Origin of the sequence: Allobosea sp. BE125, assembly GCF_031456075.1 — a bacterium.
Lineage (GTDB): Bacteria > Pseudomonadota > Alphaproteobacteria > Rhizobiales > Beijerinckiaceae > Allobosea.
The window spans coordinates 1-20883 of record NZ_JAVDTY010000011.1 but is presented as its reverse complement, the minus strand read 5'-3'; the positions used below and the strand labels follow the sequence as shown (position 1 = coordinate 20883).

General features: G+C 66.4%; 20 protein-coding genes and 1 tRNA gene. 12 read left to right on the top strand and 9 right to left on the bottom strand.

Annotated elements, in window-relative coordinates; translation table 11 throughout:
• Positions 1-8 precede the first annotated feature (8 nt).
• Positions 9-548, bottom strand: coding sequence for an inorganic diphosphatase (gene ppa / locus J2Y55_RS22250; protein ID WP_310158089.1), 540 nt, complete (start codon positions 546-548; stop codon positions 9-11).
• A gap of 88 nt (positions 549-636) precedes the next feature.
• Positions 637-1326 (bottom strand): pentapeptide repeat-containing protein, encoded by a 690-nt coding sequence (locus J2Y55_RS22245; protein WP_310158088.1) that lies wholly within the window; start codon positions 1324-1326, stop codon positions 637-639.
• A 229-nt stretch (positions 1327-1555) separates the two neighbouring features.
• Here J2Y55_RS22245 and J2Y55_RS22240 point away from each other — a divergent pair, with 229 nt between their 5' ends.
• Positions 1556-2278 carry a fused DSP-PTPase phosphatase/NAD kinase-like protein gene (locus tag J2Y55_RS22240; RefSeq protein WP_310158087.1) on the top strand — a complete coding sequence of 241 codons (723 nt, stop codon included), beginning with the start codon at positions 1556-1558 and terminating at the stop codon, positions 2276-2278.
• A 140-nt stretch (positions 2279-2418) separates the two neighbouring features.
• On the opposite strand, the gene J2Y55_RS22235 is transcribed toward J2Y55_RS22240, so the two are convergent.
• Positions 2419-3768, bottom strand: coding sequence for a hypothetical protein (locus J2Y55_RS22235; protein ID WP_310158085.1), 1350 nt, complete (start codon positions 3766-3768; stop codon positions 2419-2421).
• Positions 3769-4188: 420 nt separating this feature from the next.
• A complete protein-coding gene (locus J2Y55_RS22230) occupies positions 4189-4854 on the bottom strand; it encodes a DUF1684 domain-containing protein (protein ID WP_310158083.1) in 666 nt (221 codons plus the stop codon).
• Between the two features lie 259 nt (positions 4855-5113).
• Between J2Y55_RS22230 and J2Y55_RS22225 the strand changes: the two genes are divergently transcribed.
• The 3 genes from J2Y55_RS22225 to J2Y55_RS22215 all read left to right on the top strand — a co-directional run bounded on the left by J2Y55_RS22225 (position 5114) and on the right by J2Y55_RS22215 (position 8019).
• Positions 5114-6190 carry a tryptophan 2,3-dioxygenase family protein gene (locus J2Y55_RS22225; protein ID WP_310158082.1) on the top strand — a complete coding sequence of 359 codons (1077 nt, stop codon included), beginning with the start codon at positions 5114-5116 and terminating at the stop codon, positions 6188-6190.
• Complete coding sequence (locus J2Y55_RS22220) at positions 6190-7374, top strand: aminotransferase class V-fold PLP-dependent enzyme (RefSeq protein ID WP_310158080.1); 1185 nt, start codon at positions 6190-6192, stop codon at positions 7372-7374. The genes J2Y55_RS22225 and J2Y55_RS22220 overlap by 1 nt, the downstream gene beginning before the upstream one ends.
• A 159-nt stretch (positions 7375-7533) precedes the next feature.
• Positions 7534-8019 (top strand): L,D-transpeptidase, encoded by a 486-nt coding sequence (locus J2Y55_RS22215; RefSeq protein ID WP_310158378.1) that lies wholly within the window; start codon positions 7534-7536, stop codon positions 8017-8019.
• A gap of 203 nt (positions 8020-8222) precedes the next feature.
• Here the strand turns inward: J2Y55_RS22215 and J2Y55_RS22210 are convergent, their stop codons facing one another.
• A complete protein-coding gene (locus J2Y55_RS22210; protein WP_310158079.1) occupies positions 8223-9170 on the bottom strand; it encodes a 2-hydroxyacid dehydrogenase in 948 nt (315 codons plus the stop codon).
• A 253-nt stretch (positions 9171-9423) separates the two neighbouring features.
• On the opposite strand from J2Y55_RS22210, the gene J2Y55_RS22205 reads away from it, so the two are divergent.
• On the top strand, positions 9424-9741 hold the full coding sequence (locus J2Y55_RS22205; RefSeq protein WP_069688997.1) for a DUF2853 family protein: 318 nt from the start codon (positions 9424-9426) through the stop codon (positions 9739-9741).
• A 109-nt stretch (positions 9742-9850) separates the two neighbouring features.
• Here the strand turns inward: J2Y55_RS22205 and J2Y55_RS22200 are convergent, their stop codons facing one another.
• Entirely contained in the window at positions 9851-11161 is a 1311-nt protein-coding gene (locus J2Y55_RS22200; protein WP_310158075.1) for a class I SAM-dependent methyltransferase, read from the bottom strand.
• Positions 11162-11252: 91 nt separating this feature from the next.
• Entirely contained in the window at positions 11253-11483 is a 231-nt protein-coding gene (locus J2Y55_RS22195; RefSeq protein WP_310158074.1) for a DUF1674 domain-containing protein, read from the bottom strand.
• 127 nt (positions 11484-11610) lie between these two features.
• Here J2Y55_RS22195 and htpX point away from each other — a divergent pair, with 127 nt between their 5' ends.
• The 7 genes from htpX to J2Y55_RS22160 all read left to right on the top strand — a co-directional run bounded on the left by htpX (position 11611) and on the right by J2Y55_RS22160 (position 19642).
• Complete coding sequence (gene htpX / locus J2Y55_RS22190; RefSeq protein WP_310158073.1) at positions 11611-12543, top strand: zinc metalloprotease HtpX; 933 nt, start codon at positions 11611-11613, stop codon at positions 12541-12543.
• A gap of 1 nt (position 12544) precedes the next feature.
• Entirely contained in the window at positions 12545-13924 is a 1380-nt protein-coding gene (locus J2Y55_RS22185) for an RsmB/NOP family class I SAM-dependent RNA methyltransferase (protein WP_310158071.1), read from the top strand.
• A gap of 164 nt (positions 13925-14088) precedes the next feature.
• Positions 14089-15834 carry a heparinase II/III family protein gene (locus J2Y55_RS22180; RefSeq protein WP_310158069.1) on the top strand — a complete coding sequence of 582 codons (1746 nt, stop codon included), beginning with the start codon at positions 14089-14091 and terminating at the stop codon, positions 15832-15834.
• Positions 15835-15987: 153 nt separating this feature from the next.
• Positions 15988-17580 (top strand): bifunctional phosphoribosylaminoimidazolecarboxamide formyltransferase/IMP cyclohydrolase, encoded by a 1593-nt coding sequence (purH, locus tag J2Y55_RS22175; protein WP_310158067.1) that lies wholly within the window; start codon positions 15988-15990, stop codon positions 17578-17580.
• 136 nt (positions 17581-17716) lie between these two features.
• Positions 17717-18895, top strand: coding sequence for a low temperature requirement protein A (locus tag J2Y55_RS22170; RefSeq protein ID WP_310158066.1), 1179 nt, complete (start codon positions 17717-17719; stop codon positions 18893-18895).
• 4 nt (positions 18896-18899) lie between these two features.
• Complete coding sequence (locus J2Y55_RS22165; protein ID WP_310158065.1) at positions 18900-19178, top strand: hypothetical protein; 279 nt, start codon at positions 18900-18902, stop codon at positions 19176-19178.
• Positions 19175-19642: a YbaK/EbsC family protein gene (locus J2Y55_RS22160; protein WP_310158063.1), complete on the top strand. Its 468-nt coding sequence runs from the start codon at positions 19175-19177 to the stop codon at positions 19640-19642. Before J2Y55_RS22165 ends, J2Y55_RS22160 begins: the two co-directional genes overlap by 4 nt.
• A gap of 39 nt (positions 19643-19681) precedes the next feature.
• Here J2Y55_RS22160 and J2Y55_RS22155 read toward each other — a convergent pair whose 3' ends face one another.
• Together J2Y55_RS22155 and J2Y55_RS22150 are read right to left on the bottom strand one after the other, a co-directional pair.
• Complete coding sequence (locus tag J2Y55_RS22155; RefSeq protein ID WP_404979005.1) at positions 19682-20530, bottom strand: DUF72 domain-containing protein; 849 nt, start codon at positions 20528-20530, stop codon at positions 19682-19684.
• 260 nt (positions 20531-20790) lie between these two features.
• A tRNA-Met gene (locus J2Y55_RS22150) sits at positions 20791-20867 on the bottom strand.
• Positions 20868-20883: the final 16 nt, after the last annotated feature.

The window sequence follows — 20883 nt, the reverse complement described above, 5'->3', positions numbered from 1 at the left end:
AGAAGGGTTCAGCCCTTCTTCGCCGCCTTGGCGCGATCCATCGCCTCGAGGATGAGCTGCTTGGCCTTGGCGGCGTCGCCCCAGCCGGTGAGCTTCACCCATTTGCCGGGCTCGAGATCCTTGTAGTGCTCGAAGAAGTGCTGGATCTGGTCGAGCGTGATCTTCGGCAGATCGGTGTAGTTGTGCACGTTCTCATAGCGCTTGGTCAGCTTGGGCACCGGCACGGCGATGATCTTCTCGTCGCCGCCGCCCTCGTCCTCCATCATCATCACGCCGATCGGCCGCACGGCGATGTAGGAGCCGGGGATCAGCGGACGGGTGTTGGCGACCAGCACGTCGCAAGGATCGCCATCCTCGGACAATGTATGCGGGATGAAGCCGTAATTCCCGGGATAGCGCATCGGCGTATAGAGGAAGCGGTCGACAAAGAGCGTGCCGGCCTCCTTGTCCATCTCGTATTTGATCGGCTCCCCGCCGATCGCCACTTCGATGACGACATTGACTTCGTCGGGAGGATTCTTGCCGATGGAAATGGCGTCGAGGCGCATAAGTCTTGACCTGTGGAGATGGAAACTGGCGGGTCTTATGCGGGTTTGGACGCAAAAGTCCAAGTTAAGATTAAAAGCCGGGCCCGGCTCAGCTCACCTTGAGGCCGAGTTCGGCCAGCATCTGCCCGGCCTGCTGCCGTGAAATCGTCGCGCCCCGGAACAAGGCGGCATCGCCGAGCCGCAAGCCGCCGAGATCCGCGCCGCGCAGATCGGCCCCCTCAAAACGGGCGCCGGTCAGGTTGGCGTCGCGCAGGCTGCAATCCTCCAGAACCGCTTCGCGAAAATCGGCTTTCCTGAGATCGGCCTGGCTGAAATCGAGCCGCTGCAGCCGCATCTTCCGGAAGGAGAAACCCGGCAGCTTCGCGGCAACCAGCAGCGTCTCCTCGAAGCTCGCGCCCAATGTCTTGGCCTCGGACAGATCCGCTCCCGTCAGCTTGCAGCTCCGGAAAACCGCGGAGGCCAGCAGCGAGCGCCGAAAGCTCGCATTGTTGAAGTCGCCAGCTTGAAAGACCGCTTCGGTCAGGGTGCTGCCGCTGAAATCGGCGAAAGCGCCCCGACAGCCCGACCAGCGCGAGCCTTCGAGGCGAGCGCCCTTGAAGCTGGTCCGGCGCAGCAGGCAGCGCTCAAACGCCCAGCCGGCCAGGCTGAGGCCAGCGAGATCGGCGCCCTCGATGTCGCAACCGACGAGCAGCGCGCGCCCTTCCGCCGCCAGCGCCTCGACGGCCGGACGGGTCAGCGTCACCTCGGTGATCGATCGCGTGGGGGAGGGTGTGACCATCGCCCCATCCCTAGATCAGGATGCGAAAAAGTGGGAACCAGTTTTCGGAACAGGCCGATGCAAAATCAAGGCGCAACTGCCGCTGCGCCCGATGCGCCCAAGGCTCGCTCGCGGCGATCCGCAGCCGAACCGCATGTCGCTGCGGATCCGCAAATTTGCACCGCGCGCCCGGCACTGGTATCGGGCGCGCTATGACCTTGGATCAGACCAGCTCCCGCGAGACCCGTCCTTGCTGAACCGCCTGCGCCCCGACGAGGACCGCTATGCGCGCCGCATGGCCCGCATCGCGCGCTGGGACCGGCCGATCGGCGGCAAGGCCGACCGCCTGCGCGCCTGGGCCAATATGCTGCTGGTCGATCACGGCATCTTCCGGCTCGCCTATCTCAACGCCCATCGCGTCACGCCACAGCTCTGGCGCGCGGCCCAGCCCGCGCCGGGCCAGATCGCGAAATTCGCCCGCGAAGGCGTCAAGACCATCGTCAATCTGCGCGGCGGGCGCGAGCACGGCTCCTGGCCATTGCAGCGCGAGGCCTGCGAGCGCCACGGGATCACCCTCGTCGACTTCGTCCTGCGCTCGCGCGGCGCGCCCGAACGCGAAACCATCCTGGGCGCCAAGGCTTTCTTCGCTGGGCTGACGGAGCCCGCGCTGGTGCACTGTAAATCGGGCGCCGACCGCGCCGGCTTCTTCGCGGCGCTTTATCTGCTGATCCATGAGGAGCGGCCGCTCGAGGAGGCAACCCGCCAGCTTTCGCTGCGCTACGGTCATTTCCGCTTCGCCAAGACCGGGATTCTCGACGCTTTCTTTGAGACCTATCGCCGCGAGGGCCACGCCAAGGGCACGCCCTTCCTCGACTGGGTCGCGAAAGACTACGACCCCGAGCGGCTGGAGCGCGAATTCAAGCCGGGCTTCCTGTCCTCGCTGATCGCCGACAGGCTGATCCGGCGGGAATAGAACGCCTGGAGCATTTTCGAGCGAAGTGGACACCGGTTCGCGTGAAGAAAATGCGATAAAACAAGAAGATAGACCACTTGCGAAAAAAGGCAGGTACTGCTTTTTCCGCGAGGAGCAATGCTCTCAACTCCTGGAAGCGATCATCCCCGTGCGACGGCAAACCCGTCCACGCCGAAGCGCGTCCAGGCGAACTGGACATGCGCCAGCATCCGCGCCAGCGAGACCAGGCCGATCGCCCCGAGCAGCGCCAGCGACAAGGTGCCGAACCAGGCCATGACGAGCCCCGCAGTCAGGAGCGCGACCGCGTTGGTGAGGACCTGGCGGCGCGGATAGCGCGAGAGCGAGGCGATCTCGTGCAAGGGCGTGACCAGCGCGATGCCACCATAGAACAGCGCCATGATCGCAACGGTCTCGCCGACGCCTTCCCATTGCGTGCCGTCCAGCAGCACCGCATCGGCGCCCATGGCGACGAGCGCGATAGCGGCAAACAGCGCCGCCGCCGCGGCCATCAGGCCAAGCGTCACGAAACGGACCCAGGATTGCCGGCTCTCGGCGGCGCGCGCACGCAGGCTCGACAGCACGAGCGGCACCGAGACCGCGGAGAACATCTGGGTCGGCACCTCGAGCAGGCGCATCGCCAGCGCGACATGGGCCGCCAGCAACGGGTTGCTCGCATAGGGCAAGGCGAGCAGCGGCGCCACCATGAAGCCGAAGGAGAGCAGCGCGGAGGGTAGCAGGAAACGCGGCGCGGTGCGCCAGCGGCTCGCCGATTCGCTCAGCTCGAGCCGCGACCAGGCCGCGCGCCGCACCAGACCTGCCAGCGCCGCGCGCCGGCGCCAGACCAGATAGCACGCCGAGACGACATGGCCGATCGCGTCGGCTGCGAATAGCGCGACCGAGGTCGCGCCCAGCGGCCAGATCAGCAGGACCATCATGCCGGGCTGGACCAGCGCCTGGACGACATTGCTGTTGCCGATCGCGGCGAAATCCCCCTCCGCTGTCGCCTCCGAGGAGACCAGCCGGATCACCGCCCGCCCGGCGAGCGAGACCAGGAACAAGGCCCCATAGGTCGCGACCACCCAGCCGGCCGCGCCCGCCACGGCGATGGCCAGCGCGGCCACAGTGAGGAAGGTCCCCCCTGCCGCAAGCGCCAGCCGGAACGCCCGCGCCAGCCTGTCCTGGTCGCTGCTCTGGAAGAACACCGCCTCGAAACGCAGCAGCGTCGCGATCGAGATGAAATTGGCGAGCGCCGAAAACAGCGCGAAATCGGCGAAAACCTGCGCCGGGCACAAGGCCGCGGCCGCAAGCAGGCCCCAGACGGAGAGAAAGCGCGCCTGAACGAAGCGCAGGGCCAGCATCAGCCCCGAGGCCAATCCGGCCCGGGAGGCGGCGGAGCCTTCGGCCGCGATCTCCTCGGCAAGCGCAACCGGCGCCGACGGCGCGACGCCGACCGGAAACGCCGTCCGCTCGAGGATCAGGTGCGTGGCCATATCCACATCCATGCTCGGGATATCGGACAGGTCATCGCCGCTGGCTTCCCGGAGGTCACGACGAGAGGACGCAGCCGCCAACGGATCAGTGGGCCTGATCACGAAACACAGCTCTGCCCGAGACACGGTGCGCCTTCATGGTTAACGAATTCTTATGCAGGCGAATGACCACGGAGCACGCCCCAGAGAGAACAGGGCTCTCGGTCAAGTCCATGGCCAAAAAATGGCGCAATTTGACGCAAGGTCAGACAGAATTGCCTTCTTTTGTTTGGAAAACCTCCAAAAAATGAGCATTTTCAGACAAAATTTGGCAAAGCCTCCCCTAACGTCATCATCGCCAGGAAACAGAGCGACGGGGTCTGCCACCGTCTCCAGGACCAACTCCGAAAACCTCCTTCCTCCCCGGCTTTCGGGGCCGATTTAATCGATGCGATCGCGCTCACCGGCACGAATCGGCACGACAAGACGGTTCTCGTGAGGCGAGAGCGGACAGACCCAGGCTTCCGAATAGGCACAGGACGGGTAGTAGGCGAAATTGAAATCGAGGATCAGCCGACCGTCCGGCGTCGCGCCGAGATCGGCGCTCTTGATCGTGTCGAGCAAATAGCGGCCACCGGCGAATGTGTCGCAGCCATTGCTCGCATCGCCGAAGGGCAGAAAGGTGCCGCCGCCATAGCCGGCGATCCAGTACAACGTCAGTTCCCGGCCGAGCGGCCCCGCCAAACCGTCGCTCAACGCATAGGGAACGAGCGTCATCAGCCCATCCTTGCCGGCCTCGACCGGAATCGTCTGGCGATCGACGGCAGGCACGAGGCCAACCTCGAAACGCAGGGCCGGATCGTAGGGAAAGCAGGCGATGCCGGTGAATTCGGCTCGCCTCTCCGGCGCCAAAGGCGATTGCGGGTGCTCGCGAAACAGTCCGTCGCGCGCCGCCCGCCAGCGCTGCCAGCCGGCCTGCGGCGGCAGCGCCCTCACCTCCGCGTAAACATCGGCGATCTGCCGGCGCCAATCCTGCAGCGTGCTGAAGCGCGCGAAATCGGCCACGGGAGCCGTGGGAGTGGACAAGGCCATGGCGCGTATAGTCATCGCAAATCCTCGCGGGCTTCGCGTCTCCTGCAGGCAACGCCGAGACGGCGCGCCCGTTCCATGAGACGGCTCTGAGCGAGGTCTAGCCCCTGGCGCTGCCAGAACCTGTCAGCGGGCGGGGTGGGGTGTCGCTTGCCGCCCAAGACGGCTGTCACGAATCCGCGAGGCGGGCGCATTCGCGCCGTCGAGTCCGCCTTGATCGCGCGGCGCCATCATTTTAAGCTTAAAATATTGGAGCTCTGGAATCGGGACTGAGATCATGTCGGAGACGGCTCGCAGACTGTCTTATGGCAGCTATCTCCAGGTCGACCGGCTGCTCTCCTGCCAGGAGCCGGAGAGCCTGAAGGCCGGCGCGCCGGCTCATGACGAGATGCTCTTCATCATCGTCCACCAGGCCTATGAGCTGTGGTTCCGGCAGATCCTGCACGAGCTTGACCGGATCCAGGCCGATTTCGCGGCGGGCGCGGTCGCCGACGAGCATCTCGGCCGCATCAATGCCGGGCTCAGCCGCATCCACGAGATCCTGAAGCTGTTGGTCGGGCAGCTCGACGTGTTGGAAACGATGACGCCGGCGGGCTTCCTCGAGTTCAGGGACCTGCTGACACCGGCCTCCGGCTTCCAGTCCGTGCAGTTCCGATTGATCGAGGCGCGGCTCGGCCTGCATGACGACGCCCGCATTCGCATCGACGAGCAGAGCATGCGCGAGCGGCTCGCGCCGGAAGACCGCGACAAGCTGAGCGCGGACACAAATCCCTCGCTGCTCTCCCAGCTCGACGCCTGGCTGGCGCGCACGCCCTTCGTGGCGCTGGGCGACTACAGCTTTCGCGAGAGCTACCGGGCCGCAGTGGTCGCCGCATTGCAGCGCGACGCCACCAGCATCAGCGCAGACCCCGCCTTGCCCGAGCCGCAGCGGCAGGCCGACGCGGCCGCGATCGAGCAGGCTCTCGCCCGCTTCCGAGCCCTGTTCGAGCCCGACGCCACGACATCGACCTGGCGGATGTCGGCCCGCGCCATCGAAGCGGCCCTGTTCATCTCGCTCTATCGCGACATGCCGGTGCTGCAACTGCCCTTCCGGCTGCTGCAGGCGCTGATGGACATCGACGAGAGCCTGACGCTCTGGCGCCTGCGCCATGCCTTGATGGTCGAGCGCATGATCGGCGTCAGGCCCGGCACCGGCGGCTCATCGGGCTCCGGCTATCTCAAGGCGACGGCGGAGAAGCACCGCATCTTCATCGATCTCTTCCACCTCTCGACCTATCTGCTCGGCCCACGCGACCTGCCGGCCCTGCCCGACGCCTTGCGCCGGCGCATGGGCTTCAGCTACGGGGCGGCCTGATGGCCGGGGCCGGGGACTGGACGCAGCATTTCCGGCGCTTTCGCGGCGCTGCTCCTGAACGCATCAACCTCGCCGCGCACAGCCATCATGATTGGCCCGACGCCACCTTCGCAGCGCAGGGGATGGCATGGCTGGATGCGGCCGGGCGCGCCGGCGACAAATGGGATGTCGTCTTCGGCGAGGTCATTCCGGCAGTCCAGGCCGGCATCGCCCGGCATCTCGCTTTGCCCGATCCGGCGACGATCGCCTTTGCGCCCAATACGCATGAATTCCTGCGCCGCCTGCTCTCCTGCCTGCCCACGGCTAGGCCGCCCTGCGTCTTGACCACCGCAGCGGAGTTTCACACCGCAAGGCGGCAGCTCTCGCGGCTGGCCGAAGACGGGCTGATCGTGCTGGAGGAGGTCGCGGCCGAACCCTTGGCGAGCCTGCATGAGCGGCTCAAGGCGGCGATCGCGGCCGGCGGGCACGACCTGATCTATCTCAGCCAGGTCCTGTTCAATTCCGGCGCGACCAGCGGCGATCTCGCCGCTCTCGTCGATGCCGTGCCCTCGCCTGAGACCTTCATCGCCATCGACGGCTATCACGGCTATCTCGCTTTGCCGACAAACCTCGCCGCCATCGCTGAGCGCGCCTTCTACATCGCGGGCGGCTATAAATACGCCATGGCCGGCGAGGGTAGTTGCTTCATGCACTGCCCGCCGGGCTTTGGCCCGCGCCCGCGCGACACCGGCTGGTTTGCAGCCTTCGGAGCGCTTGCAGCACCGGCCGGCAGCACCGTCGGCTACCCCACCGATGGCGGGCGCTTCCTCGGCGCGACCTTCGACCCCTCCGGCCTCTATCGCATGCGCGCCGTGCTCGACTGGATGCAGGCGCAGGCTCTCGACGCCGCGCGCATCCATGAGCATGCGATTGCCCTGATGCAGCGCTTCCTCGCCGGGCTCGATGCGCTGGACTTGCCCGGGCTCACCCGCGACGCCGTCATCACGCCGCTGCAAGACCCCGCCGGTCACGGCAATTTCCTGGCCTTCAGGACACCCGCCGCCGGCGCCTTTGAGGCCGCATTGGCGAAGCTCGATATCGCCACCGACCATCGCGGCGACGTGCTGCGTTTCGGCTTCGGCCTGGCGCTCTCGGAAAGCGACATCGACGCCGCTCTGGAGCGGATGAAGGCGCTGCGGAGCTAACCGGGCAATTCACCCGCGATTCATCCTGAATCCAGGCTTCACCATATCGTTCAACCGCTGATTCACCGGCGCCGCGCGAGATCTGCCGCAACCTGGATTGCGGGAGGTTCAATCGTGACCAGACGCCATACTCCGATCGCCCTGCTTTTTGCCGCGGCGATGCCGCTGCTCTTCATCGCCTTCGCCAGCCGGCCGGCGCTGGCGCGCGAGCTCGTCGAGGCGCCCGATGCGCGCTACCTGCCCGGCACGATCGTGATCCGCACGGCCGAGCGCCGGCTCTATTTCGTCAACGCGCCGGGCACCGCGATCCGCTACCAGATTGCCGTCGGCAAGGCCGGCAAGCAATGGCGCGGCGTCAAATATGTCGAGGAATTGCAGGTCGATCCGGCCTGGAGCCCGCCCGCCTCGGTCAAGCGCGACAACCCGAACCTGCCCGACGTCATCCCCGGCGGCTCGCCGCGCAACCCGATGGGGGCGCGCGTCATCGGGCTCGGGCCGGGCGGCGAATATGCGATCCACGGCACCAATATGCCCAGGACGATCGGCACCTTCGCCTCCTATGGCTGCTTTCGCATGCATAATGAGGATGTCGTCGATCTCTACCAGCGCGTCCGCATGGGCACGCCGGTCGTCGTCCTGCCGTAGATCCCCAAAACTGGGAGCACTGCTCCCAGGCGCCTTAGAGACCATTAGGCAACTCCGCGAGCCCTCATCCTGAGGAGCGCTCCGCAGGAGCGTGTCTCGAAGGATGCTTCAGGAGGCTCCCGAACTATCTGGAGCATCCTTCGAGACGCCGCTACGCGGCTCCTCAGGATGAGGGCTCATATGTCCAAACCTGCTCTTGGCTCTTACAGCGCGACCGGCGAGAGCAGCGGCTTGCCCGCGAAATAGGCCTCCAGATTGCCGACCAGCAGATCCTGCTGGGCAAGCTGCGCCGATTCCGCATTGGCGGCGATATGCGGCGTCAGCACGACGTTCTCGAGCAGCTTGAGCCGCTCGGGCACCTGCGGCTCGTGCTCGTAGACATCCAGCGCCGCACCCGCGATCAGCTTCGTCTCCAGGGCCTCGCACAAGGCCTCCTCATCGACCGCAATGCCGCGCGAGATGTTGATGAGATGGCCCTCCGGTCCGAGCGCGCGCAGCACCTGCGTATTGATGGCGTGGCGGGTCTCGATGCTGGCGCGCACCGCCACGATCAGCACATCGGCCCAGTCCGCGAGCCCGAGCAGGCTATCGTGATAGAGATAGGGCAGCTCCGGCCGCGGCGAGCGGTTGTGATAGCCGATCGTCATGTCGAAGGCGGCCGCGCGGCTGGCGATGCGGGCGCCGATGGCTCCCAGCCCGTAGATCCCGAGCTTGCGCCCCGCCAAACCCGGCACATTGGGCATGCGCTCGACCGAATTGCCCTGCCAGCGCCCGGCCCGCACGAAACGCTCGGCGGCGCCGATCTGGCGGGCGGAGGCCAGCAGCAGACCCATGGCGAATTCGGCGACGCTCGTCGCATTGGCGTCGGCGGCATTGCACAGCTTGATGCCGCGCGCCCTCGCACAGGCCTGGTCCACGCCCTCGATGCCGGTGCCGTAGCAGGAGATCAGTCCGAGCTTCGGCAGCGCATTGATCAGCGCGGCGTCGGTCTTCAGCGATCCCATGGTGAGCAGCGCCTGCGCGGCCTCGGCGCCCTCCGGCAGGGCGTCAGGCGTGGAACGCTCCATCGGGCCCAGCAGCACATAACGCTCCTGCAAGCGCTCGACGAGGCGCGCGGGCATGCGCGGCGCCATCAGGATCGTCGGCTTCATCGGTCTGCAATCTCCAGTTCATTCGCATTGCATCGCAGCATTCCGGGAGCCGCACCTCAACCCGTCCTGGAGCGACAACGGACATATCGCCCACGCAGAACGAGAGGCCCATGATTGATGCGGCGCAACATGGAAAAAGCCCCGTCACGGCTTTTTCGGCCCTCGCCTGCGACAAAAAAGCGCGTTAACGTTTGCCCGCTCGACATCAGACACACGCCAAGCGCGCAAGCGCCGGGCTCACAAGGGGCTACAGATGGATCATCTCGCTGACGTCAAGAAATTCGCCAAGAAGCCGCTGAATGAGGCGGCGTTTGCCGGAATGTCGAAATCCTACGCCCTCGTCATGGGCAAGGCCGACACGCGCTACGTCGCCTGCTCCGACCCCGCCGAGCTGGATCGCGTTCGCGAGAATTTCCTGAAGAAGAAGCTCGGCCTGAAGACCGCCGATCTCGACGCCTCGATCAAGGCGGCATGCGAGCATATGAAGGCCGACAAGACCAAGTCGCGACTGACCTTCTACTACCTGCTGGCCGAGCATTACGGAAAGCTGGATCTCTTCGTGAAGAAATAACGCGCCGGGCGCGTCGCGGCCGGCCTCGAGCCGGCCAATTCACGACGAGACAAGCGACGGGGAGATGGCCGGCCCAAGACCGGCCATGATCTCAAGACCGGCCATGATCTCAGCCTGCCCGCGAATACAGATCCTCACGTGTCAGCGGCAGGCCCGAGGCGCCCTTGCGGCGCTTGGAGACCAGCGTCTGGTTGACCAGCGCGCCGCCGCGCTCGAACGCCAGCGAGCAGCCGGCGAGATAAAGCAGCCACATCCGGGTGCGCTCGGGGCCGATCTCGGCCTCGGCCTCGGCCTTGCGAGCTTCCAGCCGCTCCCACCAGAGCCGCGTCGTGCGCTGGTAATGCTCGCGCCAACCCTCGACATCATGCACCTCGAAGCCGTTTCGCTCGAGATTGGCGATCGACATGCCGAGATGGTCGAGCTCGCCGCCGGGGAAGATGTAGCGCACCAGAGCGCGGTATTCCGCCGGCATCTTGTTGAAGGCCTTCTCGGTCTTCTTGGCACGGCGCGAGATCGTGTGGTGCAGATATAAGCCGCGCGGGCGCAAGAGCCGGTTCACCGCCTTGAAATAGGCCGGGTGGTTGGCGATGCCGACATGCTCGAACATGCCGATCGACGAGATCTTGTCGAACTCGCCCTCCATCTGGGTGAAATCCTTGAGATGGAGCGTGACCTTCCCCTCGAGGCCGAGCCGCGCCACCTTCTCGCGCGCCAGGGCCAGTTGCTCCTCGGCCAGCGTCACGCCATGCGCCTCGACGCCGTAATGCTGCGCGGCATGGCAGATCAGCGCGCCCCAGCCGCAGCCGATATCGAGGAGACGGTCGCCGGGTTTCAGCCGCAGCTTGCGGCAGATCATATCGAGCTTGTCGCGCTGGGCGCGGTCGAGATCGCCATGATCCTCCGTGAAATAAGCGCAGGTGTAGACCATCTCCTCATCGAGGAAGAGCCGGTAGAAGGCGTTCGAGACGTCGTAGTGATAGGCGATATTGGCCTTGTTGGTGGCGGGCGCGCCATCGCGGGCGATCTCGTCGCCCTTGATATGGGCCACGGCGCTCGGTGCTTCGCCCGGCGCAAACAGGAAGCGGCGGACCACATCGAAGGCGGCCGTCTTCGAAATGCCGCGCGCCAGCCTGCCGACCTTGCCCTCCGGCCGCGCAGCGGCGAGATCGAAGATCGAGCCGTTGAGCAGCGAAATCCGGTCGGTGACGTGGAGGTTCAAAAGCGTGTCGAGCTTGGGCTTGCGCAGCAGCGCGGCGACGACGCCGGGGTCGCGGATGGCGATGCCCAGCCCGCTCTGCGGCCAGTCGGCCGGCACATGCGAGCCGTCCCAGAGCCGGAAGCCGAGCTTGAGCCCGAGTTTCTGATGCGCCTCGGTCAAAAGCCGCCGCAACGCGGCGAGGCGCTTGTCGTCGCTGTTCATCCGAGAAATCCGTGACATATGGACTTCGTCTTTGGCCGCAGCAGCGCGAATTGGCAACTACGCGTCACCGAGGATGCGTTCTGGCGCATCCTCAGAAATCACTCGCGATCCCCTTCACCTCCCAATCATTGTAGCGCGCCGGCTCCAGACCGCCGCGGCCATTGATCTCCTTGTCCTTGGCGACCTCGGCCGCGTGGGCGTCGATCTCGGCGCGCCGCGCCTGCGCCTCCGTAAGGGCGCGCTGCGCCGCCGGCGAAAGCGGCTTGGCAGGCGCGGCTTCCTGCGCGGCGGAGGGGAGCTGCTCGACGGGCTTTTCGGTCATTGGCGGCATCATCTCTTACGGCATCAACTCTTGCAGGATCGGCATCCACTTCACCACATAAGACGGAAATCCGCATCGCGGGAGGGGCGCAGCGCCTCCGGCCCGCATGATCTGCAAGGGAGCCATGATGAACTACGTCCGCACCTTCATGCTGATGGCTGGCCTCACCGCGCTCTTCGCCGTGGTCGGCTATCTGCTGGGCGGCCCGGGCGGCATGCTGGTGGCGCTCGCCATCGCGGCTGCGACCAATCTCTTCAGCTACTGGAATTCCGACAGGCTGGCGCTCGCCGCCCATAATGCGCAGGAAGTCGATGAAGCGAGCGCGCCCGAGCTCTATGGCATGGTCCGCGACCTCGCCGCCCGCGCCAACATGCCGATGCCGCGCGTCTATCTGATCCAGGAGGACCAGCCCAACGCCTTCGCCACCGGCCGCAACCCGCAGAACGCCGCCGTCGCCGCGACGGCGGGCATCCTGCGCACGCTCACTTATGAGGAGCTGGCCGGCGTGATGGCCCATGAGCTCGCCCACATCAAGAACCACGACACGCTGACCATGACGATCACCGCGACCATGGCCGGCGCGATCTCCTCGCTCACCACCTTCGGCATGTTCTTCGGCTCGCGCGAGAACCGCCCCGGGCTCATCGTCCAGATCCTGATTTCGGTGCTCGCGCCGCTTGCCGCCATGGTGATCCAGATGGCGATCTCGCGGTCGCGCGAATACGAAGCCGACCGGCTCGGCGGCGAAATTGCCGGCAATCCGGTCTGGCTGGCGGACGCTCTGGCCAAGATCGCGGGCGGCGTCGCGCATATTCCCAACGAGACGGCGGAGGCGAAGCCTGCTACGGCGCACATGTTCATCATCAATCCCCTGAGCGGACGCGGCATGGATTCCCTGTTTTCGACCCACCCCGACACCGGCAATCGCATCGCCGCACTGATGGAGCAGGCCCGCGCCAAAGGCCTCGGCACAATGGGCGTCGGCGCCGGCAGCGGCTTCACCAGCCAGGCCAGCCAGAGCCCCTGGAACAGCGACCGCACACCCGGTCCCTGGGGCTGACATGGTCAAGCAAGCAGATCTGAACCCGGAACTGAACGAGACCGCGGCGCAGACAGGCGAATCCGTGCCGGGCCTGCCGGCGCGCCGCCTTGCCGCGACGCTGATCGACGAGGTGCTCAAGGCCCGGCTCGCGCTGGACGAGACCTATGAGCGGCTCGCGCCGACATTCGGGCTCGATGCCGCCGACGCCGCGTTGGCGCGCGCCATCGCGATCACCGCCTTCCGCCGTTTGGGCACGATCCAGCACGCGATCAATGCCAGGCTCGAACGCGGCAGCCCGCGCAATTCGGGCCCCTTCGAGCCGATCCTCGTCGCTGCGGCAGCCCAGATCCTCTTCCTCGACGTGCCCGACCATGCCGCCGTCGATCTCGCCATCCGCCATCTCCATGAGGATGCGCGCTCCTCGCGCTATGTCTCGCTCGGCAATGCGTTGCTGCGCCGGCTTGCCCGCGAACGCGACGCCATCCTCAGCGAGGCGCTCGACCCCTTCCTCGACACGCCGGAATGGCTCGCCGAGAGCTGGATCGAGAGCTATGGCGAAGAGACCGCCGCGACCATCGCCGCCAGCCATCGCGACGAACCGCCGCTCGACATCAGCGTCAAGGACGACGCGGCTGGCTGGGCCGAGAAGCTCGACGGGCTCCTGCTGCCGACCGGCTCGGTCCGTCTGCGCGAACGCCAGAGCATCACCGGCCTGCCCGGCTTCGACGAAGGCGCCTGGTGGGTGCAGGATGCTGCAGCCGCCCTGCCGGTTCGCCTGCTGGCGCCAAGGCCCGGCGAGCGCATCGCCGATCTCTGCGCCGCGCCTGGCGGCAAGACCGCCCAGCTCGCCGCGGCAGGAGCCCATGTCACCGCCGTCGATCGTTCGGGGCCACGCCTGCGCCGCCTCAGGGCCAATCTGGAGCGGCTCGGGCTCTCCGCCGAGATCGTCACCAAGGACGCGGCACTCTGGCAGGCGGAGCCCTTCGACGCCGTCCTGCTCGATGCCCCCTGCAGCGCCACCGGCACGATCCGCCGCCATCCCGACGTCGCCTGGACCAAGACGCCGGAAGACCGCGACAAGCTTGCCGCCCTGCAGGCGCGCCTGCTGGAAGCCGCCGCGCGCCTGACCAGGCCCGGCGGACGCCTGATCTACTGCACCTGCTCGCTCGAACCGCAGGAAGGCGAAGAGCAGATCGAGGTTTTCCTGGCGGAAAATCCCGATTTCAAGCGCTCGCCCATCACGGCCGACGAGATCGGCGGTGTGGAAGGCGCGATCGACCGCCACGGCGATCTGCGGACCCTGCCGCACCAGCTGAAACATGACGGTCCACGTCTGTCGGGATGGGCGGGATTTTACGCATGCCGCCTGATCAGGCGAGAGCGGGACGACATCAAATAGAAATGCCTGGCGTTTCTATTTGATGTCTGAATCCGCCTCTTATCAAAAGCTTAGAGCATGACGCCGGCCGAAAGCCGGTTTCCACTTTTCAACATCATGCTCTATGACGAAGCCGGGATTCGCATGGTGGGACGCCATGCGCGGGTACGGGGCGTGCGTGGGCATTGAGCGGCTGGTCTGAGCGACGAGGACTTGCCCGGGCTGCGATCGGACGGGCGGCGCGGCGGACCCGTGGCCATCTCGTCGGCGTGGCGCGCAAGGCTTGGCCGTTCGGCAGAGCCCCGGCGACGCGGCTTTTGTTTGCGCCGCATGATTTGCGCACTGCCGACCCGACGACGGCAGGCGACATCTATTCCGGCTATTACGCCTTCGCCGGCCGCACCTTACGCACCCATGGCGAATCGCCCTTCGACAGCGCCCCGCCGAGCGATGCCTGGGCCGAGGCGCTGCACGGCTTCGGCTGGCTGCGTCATATGCGCTCCGCCGACACCGCGATCGCACGCGCCAATGCGCGCGCTTTGGTCGAGGATTTCATTGCCAGGAAGCGCGACCGCAACGAGGTCTCGCGCCGTCCCCATGTCGCGGCGAGACGATTGATTTCCTTCCTGTCGCATTCGCCGCTGCTGCTCGAAGGCGCCGACCACGCCTTCTATGAGCGCTTCCTGCGCCATATCTCGCGCCTGACCGACCGGCTGACTTTGGCCCTGGCCGGCGCGGTCGATGGGGTGGCCAGGCTGCAATGCCTGACCGCGGTCTCCTTCGCCACGATCTGCCTGGATGGGCAGGATGCGCGCCGCCGGCGCTATGATCTGGCGCTCTCCGACGAACTCGACCATCAGATTCTGCCCGATGGCGGGCATCTCAGCCGCAATCCCCGGCAATTGATCGAACTTCTGCTCGATCTCCTGCCGCTGCGCGAGACCTTCGCGGCGCGCGGGCTGGAGCCGCCGCGCGGCGTGCTGATGGCGATCGAGCGGATGATGCCGCATCTCAGGCTGTTCCGGCATGGCGACGGCGCGCTCGCTTTGTTCAACGGCATGGGCACGACGCCGCCCGATCTGATGGCGACCCTTGCCGCCTATGACGACGCCCGCGCCCGGCCGATCGAGCAGGCGGCCTATTCCGGCTACAGCCGGCTGTCGGGAGACCGCAGCATCGTCGTGGTCGATGCCGGTGCGGCGCCACGCGGCGCGCAGTCGATCGAGGCGCATGCCGGCTGTCTCGCCTTCGAATTCTCCAGCGCCGGCCAGCGCATCGTCGTCAATTGCGGCACCAGCCGCTTCGGCCCGCCGGAATTGCGCCTTGCCATGCGCAGCACCGCGGCGCATTCGACGCTCACCCTCGACGAGCGCTCCAGCGCGACCTTCGGGCTGGTGCTCGGCGAACGGCGGATCATCGCCGGCCCGCAGGATGTGCGGGTCGCGCGCCAGGACACACAAGCCGGGCCGGAATGGGTCGCAAGCCATGACGGCTATCGCCGCAGCCTGGGCGCCGTGCATACGCGCCGGTTGATGCTCGCCAAGGACGGCGCATCGCTCACCGGCGAGGACGAGATCGCCTTGTCCATCGAACGCGACACGCTGCCGGCAGTAGTGCGCTTCCATCTCCACCCCGGCGTCAAGCCGAGCCTGATCCGCGAGGGCGAGGGCGCGCTGCTGGCGCTGCCCTCCGGCGAGGTCTGGGCCTTCGACGCCGGCGGCCTGCGCGTGACGATCGAGGAGAGCATCTTCCTCGCCTCGGCCGATGGCGGGCGCCGCACCGAACAACTCTGCATCGATTTCGACGCCGTGGCGACGCCGCAGATCATCTGGCGTTTCAGCCGCGTCAGCGCCGCCCCGCCGCGCAGCGCCCGCCTCCGCAGCGAGCCGGCTCCGGTCGAATTGCCGCTCGACCCGCCGGCCGAGGCCTGAGCCTTAGAGCAGGATGCGAAAGAGTGGGCACCGGTTTTTCGCATTGATCCTGCTCTGACTTTTAGATGAGAGCGGCGACGAACTTTGCTTTGCGCGCTGCAGCATGATAGCTCGCGCGCAACAGTTTTTAAGCCAGCACCGGACTCAACCCAGATGCCGACAGAGCTTCGCCGCGTCGAACGCGCCCTCCTTTCCGTCTCCGACAAAAGCGGGCTGATCGATTTCGCCCGCGCCCTGCACCGCCTCGGCATCGCCCTGGTCTCGACCGGCGGCACCGCCAAGGCGATCGCCGAAGCCGGCCTGCCCGTGACCGATGTCTCGGACCTGACCGGCTTTCCCGAGATGATGGACGGGCGCGTCAAGACGCTGCACCCGAAGGTGCATGGCGGCCTGCTCGCCATTCGCTCCCATCCCGAGCACCAGGCCTCGATGCTCGGCCACGGCATCGCGCCGATCGACCTGCTCGTCGTCAATCTCTACCCCTTCGAGGCGACGGTTGCGGCCGGCAAACCCTATGACGACTGCATCGAGAACATCGATATCGGCGGTCCGGCGATGATCCGCGCCGCCGCCAAGAACCACAACGACGTCGCTGTGGTGGTCGAGCCGGCCGATTACGCCGCCGTACTGAGTGACCTTGAGGCGCATAAGGGCGCGACCACGCTGACGCTGCGCCGCAAGCTCGCCCAGAAGGCCTATGCCCGCACCGGCGCCTATGATGCGGCGATCTCGAACTGGTTCGCCAATGAGCTCGGCGACACGGCGCCGGCCTATCGCGCGCTCGGCGGCGCGCTTGCCGAGACGATGCGCTATGGCGAGAACCCGCATCAATGGGCGGCGTTCTACCGCACCCCGGAACAACGTCCCGGTGTCGCGACCGCGCGCCAGCTCCAGGGCAAGCAGCTCTCCTACAACAACATCAACGACACCGACGCTGCCTTCGAATGCGTCTCGGAATTCGACCCGGCGATCTCGGCCGCCTGCGCCATCATCAAGCACGCCAACCCTTGCGGCGTCGCGACCGGCGCCACGCTCGGCGAGGCCTATGCCCGCGCTCTGGCCTGCGACCCGGTCTCGGCCTTTGGCGGGATCATCGCCTTCAATCGCAAACTGGACGGGGCGACCGCCCGCGAGATCGTTAAGATCCTCACTGAAGTGATCATCGCCCCCGACGCCGATGAGGAGGCGATCGCGGTCATCGCCGGGAAGAAGAACCTGCGCTTGCTGGTGACGGGCGGCTTGTCGAACCCGCGAGCCGCCGGCCTGTCCCTGCGCACCGTCTCGGGCGGCTTCCTCGCCCAGGCTCGCGACAATGCCGTCGTCGACGACATGGAACTCAAGGTCGTCACCAAGCGCCAGCCGAGCGAGGCCGAACTCGCCGATCTGCGCTTCGCCTTCCGCGTCGCCAAGCATGTCAAGTCGAACGCCATCGTCTACGTCAAGGACGGCGCGACCGTCGGCATCGGCGCCGGCCAGATGAGCCGGGTCGATTCCTCGCGCATCGCGGCCTGGAAGGCCGGCGAGGCCGCCAAGGCGCTGGGTTCGAGCGAGAGCCTGGCCAAGGGCTCGGTCGTCGCCTCCGACGCCTTCTTCCCCTTCGCCGACGGCCTGCTGGCGGCAGCCGAAGCCGGCGCGACCGCGGTGATCCAGCCCGGCGGCTCGCTGCGCGATGACGAGGTCATCAAGGCCGCCGATGAGGCCGGCCTCGCCATGGTCTTCACCGGACACCGCCACTTCCGGCACTGAAGCCGCCCACCCGCTTCTCGCTCCACGTCATTCCGGGATGACCTACGGTCGCCCCGGGATGACGGAGCGTTCTCGACGAGGGGGTCGACGTCGTCCCCGACAGGGCCTTACTCTACCGCGAGGGGATGAGGGCAGCATGACGCAGGACCGAGGGGGACGGACGCTGCTGCGCGAACGCGTCGCGCATCAGCACAACAAGGTCTCGTTCGTCGAGCTGTTCTTCGATCTCGTCTTCGTCTTCGCGATCACCCAGATCTCGCACACGCTGCTGGAGCATTTTTCGCCGCTCGGCCTCGCCCAGGCGGTGCTGCTGCTCGGCGCGGTCTGGTGGGTCTGGGTCTATACGAGCTGGGTGACCAACTGGCTCGACCCCGAGACGACGCCGGTGCGGTTGATGCTGTTCGCATTGATGTTCGCCGGCCTGATTCTCTCGACCTCCCTGCCGGAAGCGTTCGAGGGGCGCGGCCTGATCTTCGCCTGCGCCTATGTGGCGACGCAGCTGGGGCGCAGCATCTTCGCCATGCTGAGCCTGAGAGCCCATAGCCCGGCGAATTTCCGCAATTTTCAGCGCATCACGCTCTGGCTCGCCTTGTCCGGGCTGTTCTGGATCACTGGGGGATTGGCTGAAGGCGAGGCGCGCTTCGGGCTTTGGGCGTTGGCGCTGGCTATCGAGTATGCCGGCCCCGCGCTCGGCTTCCGCATTCCCGGCCTCGGCCGTTCGACGACCAGCGACTGGAATGTCGAGGGAGCCCATCTGGCCGAGCGCTGCGCGCTGTTCATCATCATCGCGCTCGGGGAATCCATTCTGGTGACCGGCGCGACCGCGGCGAAGCTCGCCGCCACCCCGGCCAACATGCTGGCCTTCGCCAACGCCTTTCTGAGCTCGATCGCGATGTGGTGGATCTATTTCCATATCGGCGCCGAGCGCGGCAGCGAACGGATCGCCCATTCCGACGATCCAGGCGCGATCGCCCGCATCGCCTACACCTATATCCATCTGCTGCTGGTCGCCGGCATCATCCTGGTCGCCGTCGGCGACGAGTTCGTGCTGGCCTATCCCGGCGGGCACACCGAAGCGAAGGTCGCTATTGCCGTCATCGGCGGGCCCGGCTTCTACCTGCTCGGCAATCTGCTGTTCAAGAAGGTCACGGCCGGCTGGTATCCGCTCTCGCATATGGTCGGGCTCGGCCTGCTCGCCCTGCTGGCGCTGTTCCCGGGCGTTCTGCCGCCGCTGGCCTTCAGCCTCACGGCGACCGCCATTCTCGTGCTCGTCGCGGCCTGGGAAGCACTGTCCCTGCGACCGAAGGAGGCCTGAGCCCATGCATACCATCAAGGTCATTGCCGGCGGCTTCGCCCTGCTCGGCTTCCTGCTCTTCCTGGCGCCGCGGCTCGGCATCGCCGGGGGCAATCCGATCGCTTTCGCGGTCAAGCTGTTCATCCCGCTCTGGTTCGTCGCCGCGCTGGTCAATCTCTGGATCGGCGTCAATCGCGCCGGCTACAGCGTGATGGAGGAGTTGCCGATCGGGCTCGTCGTCTTCGGCGTGCCGGCGCTGGCGGCTCTGGTCATCGCCTGGATGTTCGGTAGGATGATGGGATGAGCCTCGCTTCCGTCCGCGCCTTCTTTTCCGAGCACGCCCCCGACATCGCCATCATCGAGACGCCGCAGAGCAGCGCGACGGTCGCGCTCGCGGCGGCGGCGCATGGCGTCGAGCCCGCCCGTATCGCCAAGACCTTGTCGCTGCGCATCGGCGAGCGCGTCGTGCTCGTCGTCGCGCGCGGCGACGCCAGGCTCGACAACAAGAAGGTCAAGGCCGCGCTTGGCGGCAAGCCGCGCATGCTCGAGGCCGAGGAGGTCGTGGCGATCACCGGCCATCCCGTCGGCGGCGTCTGCCCCTTCGGCCTGGCGACGCCGCTGCCGGTCTATTGCGACCTCTCGCTCAAGGCCTTCGACGAGGTCGTGCCGGCGGCGGGCTCGCCCCAGAGCGCCCTGCGGATCAATCCGGAGCGGATGGCGGCCCTGACCCAGGCGCAATGGGTCGATGTCTGCCAGGACATCGCCTGAGGCCAAATATCCTGAGGCCAAGCGTCCTGAGGCCGAGCGTCAGTCCTTCGCACCGACGCGCTCGATCAGCGCCATTGCGGCGGCGGGATTGCGGACCTTGTCGCCGCTGATGACATAGAGAAAGACGTCGCGCGGCGCAGCCGCCGGCCCAACTGAGGCGACCGCCTGCAGATCCGCCGGCGCCGCGCCACCGGCCCAGTCGCGTGCCCGCTTAGCCCAGGCATCGAGATCGTTTTCGGAATAGCCCTTCGGCTGCGCCTCCTTCGTGCCCATGATCCGGGCATAGACGAAGGGCGCGGTCACATCCGCGATCTGGGTGTAATCGGAATCGCCCGCCACCACGACGGCGACCTTGTATTCGCGCAGCAGGGCGATGAAATCGGGCGAGCGGAAGCTGTCATGCCGGACCTCGACGGCATGCCGGATCGCCTGGCCGTCGACCTGATGCGGCAAGAGCTTCAGGAAAGCCTCGAAATCGGCCGGATCGAAGCGCTTCGTCGGCATGAACTGCCAGTTGATCGGCCCGAGCTTCTCCTTCAGCTCGAGCACGCCGCCGGTGATGAACTTCTCGATCGAGGGCGCCGCTTCCGCGAGGATGCGTCGGTTGGTGATATAGCGCGAACCCTTGAGGGAGAAGACGAAGCCGTCGGGCGTTTCCGCACGCCATTTGGCAAAGCTCTCAGGCTTCTGCGAGCCGTAATAGGTGCCGTTGATCTCGATCGAGGTCAGCTTGCTGCCGGCATATTCGAGCTCGCGCTTCTGCGACAAGCCGTCGGGATAGAACGCGCCGCGCCAAGGCTCGAACACCCAACCGCCCGTGCCGATATGGATCTTGCCTGAATTGGAAGCCAGATCTTGATTGGGAGCCATGTCTTGATTGGGAGCCATGTCTTGTCCTCGCAGTTCTTGTCCTCGCGGTTGCGAGCGGCGCGCGGTTTCAAACCGGCTCGCCGACGTGGATTATTCCCGGTCGGGGCGGCGGGAGCCACCCGTTTCCGCGCCGCGTCGGGCGCATCCTGTCAATGGCGGAGGAGAGCGCCGAGTTGTGTCAGGAGCGCGACCGGGACGGATGTAGCCAAGCCATCGTGGATGTGAGCCCTGAACGCAAAAAGCCGCCCTTTGGGGGCGGCTGGAATATGTTCTGATTTTGGTTGCGGGGGCTGGATTTGAACCAACGACCTTCAGGTTATGAGCCTGACGAGCTACCGGGCTGCTCCACCCCGCGATAAGGCGTGTTTGGA

What these genes read in the sequence shown, in the direction of transcription:
- ppa (WP_310158089.1), bottom strand. Translation starts at nt 548, where the DNA reads ATGCGCCTCGACGCCATTTCCATCGGCAAGAATCCTCCCGACGAAGTC.
- J2Y55_RS22245 (WP_310158088.1), bottom strand. Translation starts at nt 1,326, where the DNA reads ATGGTCACACCCTCCCCCACGCGATCGATCACCGAGGTGACGCTGACC.
- J2Y55_RS22235 (WP_310158085.1), bottom strand. Translation starts at nt 3,768, where the DNA reads ATGGCCACGCACCTGATCCTCGAGCGGACGGCGTTTCCGGTCGGCGTC.
- J2Y55_RS22230 (WP_310158083.1), bottom strand. Translation starts at nt 4,854, where the DNA reads ATGACTATACGCGCCATGGCCTTGTCCACTCCCACGGCTCCCGTGGCC.
- J2Y55_RS22225 (WP_310158082.1), top strand. Translation starts at nt 5,114, where the DNA reads ATGTCGGAGACGGCTCGCAGACTGTCTTATGGCAGCTATCTCCAGGTC.
- J2Y55_RS22220 (WP_310158080.1), top strand. Translation starts at nt 6,190, where the DNA reads ATGGCCGGGGCCGGGGACTGGACGCAGCATTTCCGGCGCTTTCGCGGC.
- J2Y55_RS22215 (WP_310158378.1), top strand. Translation starts at nt 7,534, where the DNA reads ATGCCGCTGCTCTTCATCGCCTTCGCCAGCCGGCCGGCGCTGGCGCGC.
- J2Y55_RS22210 (WP_310158079.1), bottom strand. Translation starts at nt 9,170, where the DNA reads ATGAAGCCGACGATCCTGATGGCGCCGCGCATGCCCGCGCGCCTCGTC.
- J2Y55_RS22205 (WP_069688997.1), top strand. Translation starts at nt 9,424, where the DNA reads ATGGATCATCTCGCTGACGTCAAGAAATTCGCCAAGAAGCCGCTGAAT.
- J2Y55_RS22200 (WP_310158075.1), bottom strand. Translation starts at nt 11,161, where the DNA reads ATGAACAGCGACGACAAGCGCCTCGCCGCGTTGCGGCGGCTTTTGACC.
- J2Y55_RS22195 (WP_310158074.1), bottom strand. Translation starts at nt 11,483, where the DNA reads ATGACCGAAAAGCCCGTCGAGCAGCTCCCCTCCGCCGCGCAGGAAGCC.
- htpX (WP_310158073.1), top strand. Translation starts at nt 11,611, where the DNA reads ATGAACTACGTCCGCACCTTCATGCTGATGGCTGGCCTCACCGCGCTC.
- J2Y55_RS22185 (WP_310158071.1), top strand. Translation starts at nt 12,545, where the DNA reads ATGGTCAAGCAAGCAGATCTGAACCCGGAACTGAACGAGACCGCGGCG.
- purH (WP_310158067.1), top strand. Translation starts at nt 15,988, where the DNA reads ATGCCGACAGAGCTTCGCCGCGTCGAACGCGCCCTCCTTTCCGTCTCC.
- J2Y55_RS22170 (WP_310158066.1), top strand. Translation starts at nt 17,717, where the DNA reads ATGACGCAGGACCGAGGGGGACGGACGCTGCTGCGCGAACGCGTCGCG.
- J2Y55_RS22165 (WP_310158065.1), top strand. Translation starts at nt 18,900, where the DNA reads ATGCATACCATCAAGGTCATTGCCGGCGGCTTCGCCCTGCTCGGCTTC.
- J2Y55_RS22160 (WP_310158063.1), top strand. Translation starts at nt 19,175, where the DNA reads ATGAGCCTCGCTTCCGTCCGCGCCTTCTTTTCCGAGCACGCCCCCGAC.
- J2Y55_RS22155 (WP_404979005.1), bottom strand. Translation starts at nt 20,530, where the DNA reads ATGGCTCCCAATCAAGACATGGCTCCCAATCAAGATCTGGCTTCCAAT.